At 64.7% G+C, this 12,346-nt stretch carries 15 protein-coding genes and 1 riboswitch; all 15 genes read left to right on the top strand.

Annotated elements, in window-relative coordinates:
* Positions 1-10 precede the first annotated feature (10 nt).
* Positions 11-135: riboswitch (TPP riboswitch) on the top strand.
* A 223-nt stretch (positions 136-358) separates the two neighbouring features.
* The 15 genes from DLM46_RS29890 to hisG all read left to right on the top strand — a co-directional run bounded on the left by DLM46_RS29890 (position 359) and on the right by hisG (position 12,330).
* Complete coding sequence (locus tag DLM46_RS29890; protein WP_115106670.1) at positions 359-1,489, top strand: FAD-dependent oxidoreductase; 1,131 nt, start codon at positions 359-361, stop codon at positions 1,487-1,489.
* A gap of 69 nt (positions 1,490-1,558) precedes the next feature.
* The gene (gene thiS, locus DLM46_RS29885) at positions 1,559-1,756 is read left to right on the top strand and encodes a sulfur carrier protein ThiS (protein WP_115106755.1); all 198 of its coding nucleotides are present in this window, start codon (positions 1,559-1,561) and stop codon (positions 1,754-1,756) included.
* A 37-nt stretch (positions 1,757-1,793) separates the two neighbouring features.
* Positions 1,794-2,609, top strand: coding sequence for a thiazole synthase (locus tag DLM46_RS29880; RefSeq protein WP_115106668.1), 816 nt, complete (start codon positions 1,794-1,796; stop codon positions 2,607-2,609).
* Complete coding sequence (gene thiE, locus DLM46_RS29875) at positions 2,606-3,709, top strand: thiamine phosphate synthase (RefSeq protein WP_115106666.1); 1,104 nt, start codon at positions 2,606-2,608, stop codon at positions 3,707-3,709. The genes DLM46_RS29880 and thiE overlap by 4 nt, the downstream gene beginning before the upstream one ends.
* Positions 3,710-3,803: 94 nt before the next feature.
* Positions 3,804-4,625 (top strand): ABC transporter ATP-binding protein, encoded by an 822-nt coding sequence (locus DLM46_RS29870; RefSeq protein ID WP_115106663.1) that lies wholly within the window; start codon positions 3,804-3,806, stop codon positions 4,623-4,625.
* Positions 4,622-5,389 (top strand): lipid asymmetry maintenance ABC transporter permease subunit MlaE, encoded by a 768-nt coding sequence (gene mlaE, locus DLM46_RS29865; RefSeq protein WP_115106661.1) that lies wholly within the window; start codon positions 4,622-4,624, stop codon positions 5,387-5,389. The genes DLM46_RS29870 and mlaE overlap by 4 nt, the downstream gene beginning before the upstream one ends.
* A 91-nt stretch (positions 5,390-5,480) precedes the next feature.
* Positions 5,481-6,041 (top strand): outer membrane lipid asymmetry maintenance protein MlaD, encoded by a 561-nt coding sequence (gene mlaD / locus DLM46_RS29860; RefSeq protein WP_115106753.1) that lies wholly within the window; start codon positions 5,481-5,483, stop codon positions 6,039-6,041.
* Positions 6,042-6,052: 11 nt separating this feature from the next.
* Complete coding sequence (locus tag DLM46_RS29855) at positions 6,053-7,072, top strand: MlaA family lipoprotein (RefSeq protein ID WP_115106658.1); 1,020 nt, start codon at positions 6,053-6,055, stop codon at positions 7,070-7,072.
* Positions 7,073-7,186: 114 nt separating this feature from the next.
* The gene (locus DLM46_RS29850) at positions 7,187-7,819 is read left to right on the top strand and encodes an MlaC/ttg2D family ABC transporter substrate-binding protein (RefSeq protein ID WP_115106656.1); all 633 of its coding nucleotides are present in this window, start codon (positions 7,187-7,189) and stop codon (positions 7,817-7,819) included.
* Complete coding sequence (locus DLM46_RS29845; protein ID WP_115106653.1) at positions 7,816-8,109, top strand: STAS domain-containing protein; 294 nt, start codon at positions 7,816-7,818, stop codon at positions 8,107-8,109. Before DLM46_RS29850 ends, DLM46_RS29845 begins: the two co-directional genes overlap by 4 nt.
* A 203-nt stretch (positions 8,110-8,312) precedes the next feature.
* Complete coding sequence (locus tag DLM46_RS29840; RefSeq protein ID WP_115106651.1) at positions 8,313-9,245, top strand: ABC transporter ATP-binding protein; 933 nt, start codon at positions 8,313-8,315, stop codon at positions 9,243-9,245.
* Complete coding sequence (locus tag DLM46_RS29835) at positions 9,242-10,006, top strand: ABC transporter permease (protein WP_115106648.1); 765 nt, start codon at positions 9,242-9,244, stop codon at positions 10,004-10,006. The genes DLM46_RS29840 and DLM46_RS29835 overlap by 4 nt, the downstream gene beginning before the upstream one ends.
* A gap of 15 nt (positions 10,007-10,021) precedes the next feature.
* Positions 10,022-10,261, top strand: coding sequence for a BolA family protein (locus DLM46_RS29830; RefSeq protein WP_028199637.1), 240 nt, complete (start codon positions 10,022-10,024; stop codon positions 10,259-10,261).
* Positions 10,262-10,345: 84 nt separating this feature from the next.
* Positions 10,346-11,635: a UDP-N-acetylglucosamine 1-carboxyvinyltransferase gene (gene murA, locus DLM46_RS29825; RefSeq protein ID WP_425274028.1), complete on the top strand. Its 1,290-nt coding sequence runs from the start codon at positions 10,346-10,348 to the stop codon at positions 11,633-11,635.
* A complete protein-coding gene (gene hisG / locus DLM46_RS29820) occupies positions 11,632-12,330 on the top strand; it encodes an ATP phosphoribosyltransferase (protein ID WP_115106643.1) in 699 nt (232 codons plus the stop codon). Before murA ends, hisG begins: the two co-directional genes overlap by 4 nt.
* The last annotated feature ends 16 nt before the right edge of the window (positions 12,331-12,346 follow it).

The raw sequence follows: 12,346 nt of genomic DNA, 5'->3' as shown, positions 1-12,346 counted from the left end.
CTAATGACCTTCGACGAAACAGGGGTGCTTCGCGTACGGATTGCACGGATGTCCATGCAACGGCGGCGAGGCTGAGAGAGACCCTTTGCACCCGATCCGGGTAATACCGGCGCGGGAAGTTTCCGGAAGCAGCCAGTCTTCCATTCCCCGCCGGGCGGCGTCCGTCATCGCGACGCGCGTGTTGTCCGGCCGGCCTTACCCGCCGGTTTCGTCCTGGGTACGTGCGTTTGTTGCCGTACGGAAAGGACTCGATGACCGCCTATTCTTCAGATATGACTTTTGCTCTTCGCCACGCGGCCGTTTGCGCGCCGGTCTGCTTTAGCCGTGCCTGGCGTCGCTGTAATCGGGGGTGTGCACGATGAACCGTCCTGCACAACCCGACTTCGCGGTACTCGGCGGCGGCCTGTGCGGGCGCCTCGTGGCGTGGCGCCTGGCCGGCGAGGGACATCGCGTGGCGCTCTATGAGCGTGGCGACGCAGCGGGTTCGCAGGCCGCCGCGTGGGTCGCCGCAGCCATGCTCGCGCCGCTTGCCGAGGCCGCCAGCGCCGAGATGCTGATTACGCGGCTGGGCGCGAGCTCGCTCGAAACCTGGCCGCGCGTGCTGGCCGAGTTGCCCGAACCGGTGTTTTTCCAGCGCAACGGCACGCTGGTCGTCTGGCATCATGCCGACCGCACCGAAGCGCCGCTGTTCGAACGCCGGGTGCGCGCGAATGCGCCCGCCGAGCTGCTCGACGGCGGCTTCGTGACGCTCGCCGGCGCACAGGTCGGCGCCGCCGAACCGGCGTTGGCGGGCCGCTTCAATCAGGGCTGGCTGCTGCCGCGCGAGGGGCAGCTGGATAACCGTCAGGTGCTATCCGCGTTGGCAGCGGGTCTCGCCGAGCGCGGCGTCGAAACGCACTGGAACGCGCCCGTCGACGATCATGCGCTGCCGCCTGCGCGCATCACGATCGATTGCCGAGGTCTCGGCGCGAAGGCGGTTCTGCCCACCTTGCGCGGCATTCGCGGTGAAGTCGCGCGCGTGCATGCGCCAGGTATCAACCTGACGCGGCCGGTGCGCCTGCTGCATCCGCGCTACCCGCTCTATATCGCACCGAAGCAGGACGATCGCTACGTGATCGGCGCGACCGAGGTGGAGGGCGAGGACATGTCGCCGGTCAGCGTGCGCTCGGCGCTCGAACTGCTGAGCGCGGCATTTTCCGTGCATCCTGGCTTCGGCGAGGCACGCATCCTCGAATTGAATTCGCAGTGCCGCCCGACTTTGCCGGACCACCGTCCGGCCTTGCTGTGGGACGGCGCGCAGACCTTGCGCGTGAACGGCCTGTACCGGCACGGCTACATGATCGTGCCCGAAGTCGCCGACGAAGCCGTGCGTTTCGCCGCGGCGTTGCTCGACGGCCGCATCGGCGATGCCGACGCCTTCGCCGACTGGCAACGCGCTGCGCGCTGGAGCGAACTGTTTCAACTGGATTCCACGCGGGAGCCGGCATGAGCGTTGCGCGTTTTGCTGCGCGCTCGCGCGAGGCCGCTGCCGCCATCGATTGAACCGTATTCGAACACCATGGACATTCATATCAACCAGAAGCCGTTGTCGCTGCCCGAAGGCGCGACCGTCGCCGATGCGCTCGCCGTGTACGGCGCGCGTCCGCCGTTCGCGGTCGCGCTGAACGGCGATTTCGTCGCGCGCACCCAGCATGCGGCGCGCGCGCTGCAGCCCGGCGACAAGCTCGATGTCGTGCAACCCGTGGCAGGCGGCTGAGCGCCGCCACGCATGGCCGGAGACAAGGATTATGCAAATGACTTCCCCCCAGTCCGCTGACGCGCTCACGCTATACGGCGAAACCTTCGCGAGCCGCGTGCTGCTCGGCACCTCGCGCTATCCGTCGCTGCAATCGCTGTCCGCTTCGATCGATGCCGCACGCCCCGGCATGGTGACCGTCGCGCTGCGCCGGCAGATGAACGAGGGCGGCGCCGAAGCCGGCTTCTTCGATCTGCTCAAGCGCCACGGCGTGCCGCTGTTGCCGAATACGGCCGGCTGTCTGAGCGTCGGCGAGGCGGTGACGACCGCGCACATGGCGCGTGAAATTTTCGAAACCGAGTGGATCAAGCTCGAACTGATCGGCGACGACTACACGTTGCAGCCCGATCCGGTCGGCCTGATCGAAGCGGCCGCGCAGCTCGTCAAGGACGGCTTCAAGGTCCTGCCGTATTGCACCGAGGATCTGGTGATCGGCCGCCGTCTGCTGGATGCGGGCTGCGAAGCGCTGATGCCGTGGGGTGCGCCGATCGGCACCGGTAAGGGCGTGATCAACCCGTACGGCCTGCGCGTGCTGCGCGAGCGGCTGCCGGATGTGCCGCTGATCGTCGACGCGGGGCTCGGCGTGCCGTCGCATGCCGCGCAGGTGATGGAGTGGGGTTTTGACGGCGTGCTGCTGAATACCGCGGTATCGCAGGCCACGCATCCTGACGCGATGGCTCGGGCCTTCGCACTGGGCGTCGAAGCGGGCCGCCAGGCCTTTCTGGCAGGGCCGATGGCCGAGCGCGAAAGCGCGCACGCGAGCACGCCGGTGGTCGGCATGCCGTTCTGGCATCAAGACGGGAGTGCCGCATGACGCAGACTTTGGCTTTGCAGGACCGTGACCTCTTCTGGCCGCCCGCCGACGAACTCACCGAAGCCGCCGAGCGCATCCGCGCCCGTCTGGGCGACTGGCCGCCGACGCATGCGCCGTGGCGCATCTGCCTGACCGCGCCGGACGAGCCGAACGGCAGCGACCTGATCATCGTCGCCGATGAGCAGCAGCATGGCGAACAGGTGGCGCGCTGGCTGGTGCGGGGGGCGGGCGTGATCGAAGCCGCCGAGAACCGCGCGACGCTGCATCTGGGCGGCGAGAAATACCGGCTGGAGGGCCATCTCGCGGAAGACTGGAGCGCCGCGCTGGCCGCGTTTCTGGACTGCGGTTTCGATCCCCACGACGCGCTGGTGCTGGCTCTGGCCTGGCGTGACGGCGACGAAACCCGCGCCGACGACGCCTTTCCGGCCGACCTCGCGCGCTTTCCGCGGATCGCCGGTTTGCCGGACGCGCCGGCGCAAGCCTTCGCGCGCTGCCCGGACCGGCTGGGTCTGTATCCGGTGCTGCCGACCGCGGAGTGGGTCGAACGGGTGGTGGGCTTCGGTGTGAAAACCGTTCAGCTGCGCCGCAAATCGGCCGAACCCGCCGCTGAGCTGAAGCGCGAAATCGCCCGTTGCGTCGCCGCCGGCCGTGAGCACGACGCCCAGGTTTTCATCAACGATCACTGGCAAGCCGCGCTGGAAGCGGGCGCGTATGGCGTCCACCTGGGCCAGGAAGATGTGCATACGGCTGATCTCGAGGCGCTGGCCGCCGCAGGCGGCCGGCTCGGGTTGTCCACTCACGGTTTCTACGAGATTCTGACCGCTCTGCATTTCCGGCCAAGCTATATTGCACTGGGCGCGGTGTTCCCCACCACCACCAAGGTCATGCCCACCGCACCGCAGGGCCTGCGGCGCCTCGCGCGTTACGTGCGGCTGCTCGACGGCGTCGTGCCGCTGGTGGCGATCGGCGGAATCGATCTGCACGTGCTGCCGGCCGTGCTGGCAACAGGCGTGGGCTGCGCAGCGGTGGTGCGGGCGGTGACGGAGGCGGCTGATCCCGCTGCCGCTGTTGCTGCGTTGCAACACGCGTTTACGCAATAATCGTCAACTTGAGTAAAGGGACAGGGCACCTCACGGCAGCTTTTGCATGATGGCCCTATAATTCGGCCTTCCGTGTAAAAGGACTGTCAGTTTCGTGTCTTCCTCCCCCGAGACCTTACTCGAGCTGCGCGACGTCGACTTCGGTTATGGCGATCGGCTCGTCCTGTCGAACCTGAATCTGCGCTTCAAGCGCGGCCAGGTGGTCGCGGTCATGGGCGGCTCGGGTTGCGGCAAGACCACGGTGCTGCGCCTGATCGGCGGCCTCGAGCACGCCCAGCGCGGCCAGGTCCTGTTTCACGGCCAGGACGTCGGCCGGCAAACGCGTGAAGGCCTCTACGCGCTGCGCCGCAAGATGGGCATGCTGTTCCAGTTCGGCGCGCTGTTTACCGACATGTCGGTGTTCGACAACGTGGCTTTCGCGCTGCGCGAGCATACCGAGATCCCCGAAGAACTGATCCGCGACCTCGTGTTGATGAAGCTCAACGCAGTGGGCTTGCGCGGCGCGCGCGATCTGCGGCCGTCGGAGATTTCCGGCGGGATGGCGCGGCGCGTGGCGCTGGCTCGCGCGATTGCCCTCGATCCCGAACTGATGATGTACGACGAGCCGTTCGCCGGCCTCGATCCGATCTCGCTCGGGATCACCGCGAACCTGATTCGCACGCTGAATCAGGCCCTCGGCGCAACGTCGATCCTCGTCACGCACGACGTGCCCGAGTCGTTTGCGATCGCCGATTACGTGTATTTCCTCGCCAACGGCGGCGTGCTCGCCGAAGGCACGCCTGCTGAACTGCGCGCGTCGACCGATCCTACGGTGCGCCAGTTCATCGACGGCGCGCCGGACGGCCCGTTCAAATTCCACTATCCCAGCCAGACGCCGCTTGCGGCGGATTTCGGCATCGGCGGAGGTCAGTCATGATCAGCTCACTCGGCCGCTCGGTGCTCGACGGGCTGGGAACGGCCGGCTACGCCACGCGCTTCTTCTTCCGGCTGGTGCTCGAGTTTTTCCCCTTGCTGCGCCGTCCGCGTCTTGTCACAAAGCAGATCCACTTCGTCGGTAATTATTCGCTGGTGATCATTGCGGTGTCGGGCCTGTTCGTCGGTTTCGTGCTCGGCTTGCAGGGCTATTACACGCTGAACCGCTATGGCTCCGAACAGGCGCTCGGGCTGCTGGTCGCGCTGTCGCTGGTGCGCGAACTCGGGCCGGTGGTGACCGCGCTGCTGTTCGCGGGACGCGCGGGCACGTCGCTCACCGCCGAGATCGGCTTGATGAAGGCGGGCGAGCAGCTCACCGCGATGGAAATGATGGCGGTGGACCCGGTCAAGGTCGTGGTCGCGCCGCGCATGTGGGCGGGCATTATTTCAATGCCGGTTCTGGCCGCGATTTTCAGCGCGGTCGGCGTGCTGGGCGGTTATGTGGTGGGCGTGCTGCTGATCGGCGTCGATGCCGGCGCGTTCTGGTCGCAGATGCAAGGCGGCGTCGATGTTTGGCGCGACGTCGGCGCCGGGGTCGTCAAGAGCGTGGTGTTCGGCCTCGCGGTGACGTTCGTGGCGCTGTTTCAAGGCTACGAAGCCATGCCGACGCCGGAAGGCGTGTCGCGTGCCACGACCAAGACTGTCGTGTACGCATCGCTTGCGGTACTCGGCCTCGATTTTCTGCTGACTGCACTGATGTTCAGTTAAGACTGCGCCGCACGTTTGCCGTCGGCGGGCGCGTCACGGGCTGCGCGCGGCGGGAGTGTGGGTGGCGTAGCGGATTCACTTTGGGATGACGATGAAAAAGACTGTTCTCGACTTCTGGGTCGGCCTGTTCGTGGTGTTGGGTTTCGTGGCGTTGCTGTTTCTCGCGCTGAAGGCCGGCAACATGAGCTCGTTGTCGTTTCAGGCAACGTACCCGGTCAAGCTCAAGTTCGACAATATTGGCGGACTGAAGGCGCGCGCGCCGGTGAAAAGCGCTGGCGTGACGGTGGGCCGGGTTGCGTCGATCGGCTTTGACAGCAATGCGTATCAGGCCCTCGTCACGATCGATATCGACAAGCAATATCAGTTTCCGAAAGATACATCGGCGAAGATCCTGACTTCGGGACTGCTCGGCGAGCAATACATCGGGCTCGAACCCGGCGGCGACAGCGAGACGCTCAAAGCGGGCGACACGATCTCCATGACGCAATCGGCGATCGTGCTGGAAAATCTGATCGGACAGTTTTTGTACAGCAAGGCGGCAGATTCGGGCGCGTCCAAATCCGGCGCATCCGCTGCTGCACCTGCCGCGGCGCCTGCGCCGGCGGCCCCGGCACCGACCCTGCCCGCCGCCTCCGGTGCGGCCGGTCAATAAGGAGAACAAGAATGCAGACCCTACGCAGCAAAGGCGTGCGCGCCTTCCAGGTCGCGACGCTGGCGGCGGCGGCCGCCACGCTCGCGGGCTGCACGACCGTGCAGACGCCGACCAAGGGCGACCCGCTGGAAGGCTTGAACCGCACGATCTTCACCGTCAACGACAAGCTCGACCAGTACGCGCTGAAGCCGGTCGCGAAGGGCTACGTGTTTATCACGCCGCAACCGGTGCGCGACAGCGTCACCAACTTCTTCTCGAACATCGGCGACGTCTACATCGCGGCCAACAACCTGCTGCAATTGAAGATCACCGATGGCGTCGAAGACATCATGCGAATCGTGATCAATACGGTGTTCGGTGTCGGCGGCCTGTTCGACGTGGCGACTCTTGCCAAGCTGCCCAAGCACGACAACGACCTCGGTCTGACGCTCGGCCACTACGGCGTGCCACCGGGGCCGTACCTCGTGCTGCCGCTGTTCGGGCCGAGCACCGTGCGCGACGCGGTCGGCTCGATCGGCAATTATTATGTGAACCCGCTCAGTTACATCGATCCGCCGGGTTTGAGCTGGGCGCTGTACGGCCTGAACGTGATCAATACGCGCGCGAACCTGCTCAACGCGGGCGAGGTGCTGGAAGGCGCCGCGCTCGACAAGTACTCGTTCGTGCGTAACGCGTATCTGCAACGCCGTCAGTATTTGCTGTCGGACGGCAAGCAATCGCAGGCGCTGCCGAACTACGGCGATGAAGCGGCGCTGCCGAAGTATGAAGACGTCGACGGGGGCGCGGCTGCGGCCCCGGCCGGCGCAGCGAAGGCGGTGTCCGGCCCGGCCGCGGCCACAGCGCCGCAAGCGGCTTCGGCGGCGGCTGCGGCCACGGGCGCGACCGGTAATGCGGCTGCGCCGGAAGCCGCGTCCGGCACCTCGGAATCGCCTCCGCTCGATCTGAACGGCGGCCCGGAAACCACGCAGATTCCGGCCGGCCAACTGGTCCCGCCGTCGCGTTTCACCTTTCCGTCATTCAAATTGCGTTAATGGGCAGCCGTAACACCTCGATACGACTCTCGCAGTTTGCGCATGGATTGTTGCTGAACTCGCGTGTTAATGTCGGCTCAAACGGTTCGCACTATTTTTAAGGCAAGGCTCGATATGAAAAAATTCTTCCTGATTCCGTTCTTCGTCGCGTTGTTTTCGTTCGGAAGTGCTGGTGTATCGGCACAAACCGTCGACTCGAATTCGCCCGACACGTTGGTCAAGACCGTCACCCAGCAGGTGATCGACGCGATCCACGCTGACAAATCGATCCAGCAAGGCGACATCACGCACATCACGCGCCTCGTCAACGAAAAGATCCTGCCGTACACCGACTTCCGCCGCACCACGCAACTGGCGATGGGCCGCAACTGGCGCACCGCTACGCCGGAGCAGCAGAGCGCCGTGGTCGAGCAGTTCAAGATGCTGCTGATCCGTACGTACTCGGGCGCGCTGGCACAAGTGCGCGACCAGCAGATCCAGTACAAGCCGTTCCGCATGAACCCGGACGACACCGATGCGGTGGTGCGCTCGGTGGTGATGAACAACGGCTCGCCGATCGAACTCGACTACCGTCTGTACAAGACGCCGAACGGGTGGCGCGTCTATGACATTAACGTGCTCGGCGCGTGGCTGATCCAGGCGTATCAGCAACAGTTCAACGAGCAGATCCAGCAGAAGGGTGTGGACGGACTGATCCAGTTCCTCACGCAGCGCAATCAGCAACTGGCCTCGGGCAAGCAATCGTGAGCGAGGTGCTGAGCCCCGTCGCCAACTGTTTCGACAGCGGCGCGACGCTGACCCACGCGAGCACGCCCGCTGCGCTCGCGGCGGGTTTGCAGCGGATCGCGGCTGGCGCGAACGGTGTCGATTGCGCGCCGCTCGCGCAGTTCGATTCATCCGCGCTGGCGGTCCTGCTCGCTTGGCAGCGTGCCGCTCAGGCACGTGGCGCGAGCTTCGAGATCGTCAATCTGCCGGCCGGCCTCGCCAGCCTCGCGCAAGCCTACGGCGTCGATACCCTCCTTTCGGCGCGACATTGACGCCGCATCGACGCCGCGTCGACACCCCATTGACACGTCAATAGCGTCACTCCCAATGCCCCAGGCTGAGCCGGGGCAGTCGATTTTTGCCCTATAATCAAACGTTTTTTGGGGCAGATAACCGGCCCCAATTTCGTTCCTTCCAGCACTTTGCGCCCCCGTCAGGGCTCATTTAGGCGCCGCGATGCACGCGGCCCACAGTCATGTCAGCCATAGAAATTCGTAACGTCAAGAAGCGCTACAAGGACTTGCAGGCGCTCAAGGGCGTCAGCCTCACGGTGGAAGAAGGCGAGTTTTTCGGACTGCTCGGTCCGAACGGCGCGGGCAAAACGACGCTCATCAGCATCCTCGCCGGTCTGGCGCGTGCCGACGCAGGCAGCATCGCAGTGCGCGGCCACGACGTCGTCGACGATTTTCGTCTGGCGCGCCGCGCGCTCGGCGTGGTGCCGCAGGAGCTCGTGTTCGATCCGTTCTTCACCGTGCGGGAAACCTTGCGCATTCAGTCCGGCTATTACGGGCTGCGCAACAACGACGCGTGGATCGACGAGATCATGGCCAATCTCGATCTCACCGAAAAAGCCGACGCCAACATGCGCGCGCTGTCGGGCGGCATGAAGCGCCGCGTGCTGGTCGCGCAGGCGCTGGTGCACCGGCCGCCGGTGATCGTGCTCGACGAGCCGACCGCGGGCGTCGACGTCGAATTGCGTCAAACGCTGTGGAAATTCATCTCGCGCCTGAATCGCGAAGGTCACACGATCGTGCTGACTACGCACTATCTGGAAGAGGCTGAATCGCTGTGCGACCGTATTGCGATGCTGCGGCGCGGCGAAGTGGTCGCGCTCGATCGCACCAGCGCATTGCTACAACGCTTTGCCGGCATGCAATTGTTCGTGCGCCTCGCGAAAGGCGTGCTGCCCGCCGAGCTGCGCTCGCTTGAAGTGGAGAGCGGCGCGGGCAACGGCAATGGCCGCCAGCATCTGCTGCGCCTCGCGAGCTACGACGACGTCGAGCGGATTCTCGCGCAGTGCCGTGCGGCGGGCTGTACATTCGAGGAAATCGAGGTCCGCAAGGCCGACCTCGAAGATGTGTTCGTTCAGGTGATGAACGGTCCGGAAGTGATCGAGGGGCTGGCATGAACGGCTATAGCGGATTCGGCACGCTGTTTTACAAGGAAATCCTGCGTTTCTGGAAGGTGTCGTTCCAGACCGTGCTGGCGCCGGTCATCACCGCGCTGCTGTATCTGACGATTTTCGGCCACGCGCTGCGCGATCATGTGCATGTCTACCCGGGCGTCGAATACACGAGCTTCCTGATTCCGGGCCTCGTCATGATGAGCGTGTTGCAGAATGCGTTTGCGAATAGCTCGTCGTCGCTGATCCAGTCGAAGATCACCGGCAATCTCGTGTTCGTGCTGCTGCCGCCGCTGTCGCACTACGAGATGTTCGGCGCGTATGTGCTGGCGGCCGTCGCGCGCGGATTGGCAGTGGGTGCCGGCGTATTCATCGTGACGATCTGGTTCGTGCCGGTCAGCTTCAGCGCGCCGCTCTACATCATTCTGTTCGCTATTTTCGGCGCGGCGATCCTCGGCACACTCGGGTTGATCGCCGGCATCTGGGCCGAAAAGTTCGACCAGCTCGCTGCGTTTCAAAACTTTCTGATCATGCCGCTCACGTTCCTCTCGGGCGTGTTCTACTCCACGCATACGCTGCCGCCGGTGTGGCGCGAAGTGTCGCGGCTCAATCCCTTTTTCTACATGATCGACGGCTTTCGCTATGGTTTCTTCGGGATGTCGGATGTCGATCCGCTCACGAGCCTCGCGATCGTTGCCGGTTTCTTCGTGGTGCTGGCGGTGATCGCGATGCGCATGCTCGCGTCCGGCTACAAGCTGCGCCACTGATCAGGAGCTTCTCTCATGTTGCCGACTCCCGAACAGGTCAAGCAATACATCGCGGCTGGGCTTGCTTGCCAGCATCTCGAAGTCGAAGGCGACGGCCAGCATTTCTTTGCGACCATCGTTTCGCCCAGCTTCGAAGGCAAGCGTCTGATCGCGCGCCATCAACTCGTGTATGCGGCGCTCGGCGACCGCATGCGCGAAGAAATCCACGCGCTCAGCATGAAGACGCTGACGCCCGCCGAATGGCAGAACGCGTAATCTGGAAATTTAGTGCGAATTACTCAAGAAGGGCGCGAGGCCGGTAGCGGCGCGCCGAACACAAGCAAAGCAAGCCCGGCTGAAATCCGGGTCCATCAGGAACTGACAGGCATGGATAAACTCGTCATTGAAGGTGGCTACCCGCTTTCGGGTGAAATCGTCGTCTCAGGTGCGAAGAACGCGGCGTTGCCGATCCTGTGCGCGGGTCTGCTCAGCGCGGAGCCGGTGCATCTGGAAAACGTGCCCGACCTGCAGGACGTGCGCACGATGCTCAAGCTGCTCGGCCAGATGGGCGTGCGTATCGAGAGCGGCGCGGGGCGCGTGGCGCTGGACGCGTCGAAGGTGGATAACCTCGTCGCGCCGTACGAACTGGTGAAGACGATGCGTGCGTCGATCCTGGTGCTCGGCCCGCTGGTCGCGCGCTTCGGCCACGCCAGGGTGTCGCTGCCGGGCGGCTGCGCAATCGGCGCGCGTCCGGTCGATCAGCACATCAAGGGTCTGCAGGCGATGGGCGCCGAGATCACGATCGAACACGGCTTCATCGAAGCGCGCGCGAAGCGTCTGAAGGGCGCGCGCATCGTGACCGACATGATCACGGTGACCGGCACCGAAAACCTGCTGATGGCCGCCGTGCTGGCCGAAGGCGAAACGGTGATCGAGAACGCCGCACGCGAACCGGAAGTCGGCGACCTCGCGCATCTGCTGGTCGAGATGGGGGCAAAGATCGAAGGCATCGGTACGGACCGTCTGATGATCCAGGGCGTCGACAAGCTGCATGGCGCGAAGCACACGGTGATTCCGGATCGCATCGAAGCCGGCACGTTCCTGTGCGCGGTGGCCGCAGCCGGTGGCGACGTGACGTTGCGTAAAGTGCGTCCGCTGATTCTCGAAGCCGTGACGGACAAGCTGCGCGAAGCGGGCGTGACGATCGAGGAAGGCGAGGACTGGATGCGCGTGCGCATGAACAGGCGTCCGAGCGCGGTCACGTTCCGCACCTCCGAGTACCCGGCGTTCCCGACCGACATGCAGGCGCAGTTCATGGCGCTGAACACGCTCGCCGAAGGTACGTCGCAGGTCGTGGAAACGATTTTCGAAAACCGCTTCATGCACGTGCAGGAGTTGAACCGCCTCGGCGCGAACATCACGATCGACGGCAACACTGCGCTCGTGACCGGCGTCGACAAACTCTCGGGCGCGAAGGTGATGGCCACCGATCTGCGAGCGTCAGCGAGTCTCGTGATTGCCGCGCTGCGTGCCGAAGGCGAAACGCTGATCGACCGCATCTATCACCTGGATCGCGGTTATGACCGGATGGAAACCAAGCTCACTGCGATCGGCGCGAAAGTGCGCCGCATTTCCGGGAGCGAGGCATGAGCTCGATGCCGCAAACGTCGTCGTCGCCGGCGGCGAGCGCACCGCTCACGTTGGCTTTGTCGAAAGGGCGTATCTTCGAAGAGACGCTGCCGCTGCTCGCCGCAGCCGGCATCGAAGTGACCGAAGATCCGGAAACCTCGCGCAAGCTGATTCTGCCCACCACGGACGCGAACCTGCGGGTGATCATCGTGCGCGCCACTGACGTGCCGACTTACGTCGAGTACGGCGCAGCCGATTTCGGCGTGGCCGGCAAGGACGTGCTGCTCGAACACGGCGGCAGCGGGCTGTATCAGCCGGTCGATCTGGATATCGCGCGTTGCCGGATGTCGGTCGCGGTGGCGGCGGGTTTTGACTATGCGAGCGCCGTGCGTCAGGGTGCCCGGCTGCGGGTGGCGACCAAATACGTCGAAACCGCACGCGAGCATTTCGCCGCCAAGGGCGTTCACGTCGACCTGATCAAGCTGTACGGCTCGATGGAGCTGGCGCCGCTGGTCGGCCTCGCCGATGCGATCGTCGACCTGGTGAGCTCGGGCAATACCTTGCGTGCCAACAATCTTGTCGAGGTGGAGGAGATCATGCAGATTTCGTCGCGCCTCGTTGTGAACCAGGCGGCGCTGAAGCTCAAGCGCGCCGCGCTGCGGCCGATCCTCGACGCGTTCGAACGCGCGTCGAAGCCCGGCGCTGCGGCGGCCTGAGCAGTTTGACCACGCT

The sequence above is a fragment of the Paraburkholderia lacunae genome, assembly GCF_003353175.1.
In the GTDB taxonomy this organism is placed as follows: Bacteria; Pseudomonadota; Gammaproteobacteria; order Burkholderiales; family Burkholderiaceae; genus Paraburkholderia; species Paraburkholderia lacunae.
The sequence above is the reverse complement of the archived record's forward strand: the minus strand, read 5'-3'. Positions and strand labels throughout refer to the sequence as shown.

Excerpts from the sequence above, each read along its gene's own strand:
- DLM46_RS29890 (WP_115106670.1), top strand. The coding sequence starts at position 359 with ATGAACCGTCCTGCACAACCCGACTTCGCGGTACTCGGCGGCGGCCTG.
- thiS (WP_115106755.1), top strand. The coding sequence starts at position 1,559 with ATGGACATTCATATCAACCAGAAGCCGTTGTCGCTGCCCGAAGGCGCG.
- DLM46_RS29880 (WP_115106668.1), top strand. The coding sequence starts at position 1,794 with ATGACTTCCCCCCAGTCCGCTGACGCGCTCACGCTATACGGCGAAACC.
- thiE (WP_115106666.1), top strand. The coding sequence starts at position 2,606 with ATGACGCAGACTTTGGCTTTGCAGGACCGTGACCTCTTCTGGCCGCCC.
- mlaE (WP_115106661.1), top strand. The coding sequence starts at position 4,622 with ATGATCAGCTCACTCGGCCGCTCGGTGCTCGACGGGCTGGGAACGGCC.
- mlaD (WP_115106753.1), top strand. The coding sequence starts at position 5,481 with ATGAAAAAGACTGTTCTCGACTTCTGGGTCGGCCTGTTCGTGGTGTTG.
- DLM46_RS29855 (WP_115106658.1), top strand. The coding sequence starts at position 6,053 with ATGCAGACCCTACGCAGCAAAGGCGTGCGCGCCTTCCAGGTCGCGACG.
- DLM46_RS29850 (WP_115106656.1), top strand. The coding sequence starts at position 7,187 with ATGAAAAAATTCTTCCTGATTCCGTTCTTCGTCGCGTTGTTTTCGTTC.
- DLM46_RS29840 (WP_115106651.1), top strand. The coding sequence starts at position 8,313 with ATGTCAGCCATAGAAATTCGTAACGTCAAGAAGCGCTACAAGGACTTG.
- DLM46_RS29835 (WP_115106648.1), top strand. The coding sequence starts at position 9,242 with ATGAACGGCTATAGCGGATTCGGCACGCTGTTTTACAAGGAAATCCTG.
- DLM46_RS29830 (WP_028199637.1), top strand. The coding sequence starts at position 10,022 with ATGTTGCCGACTCCCGAACAGGTCAAGCAATACATCGCGGCTGGGCTT.
- hisG (WP_115106643.1), top strand. The coding sequence starts at position 11,632 with ATGAGCTCGATGCCGCAAACGTCGTCGTCGCCGGCGGCGAGCGCACCG.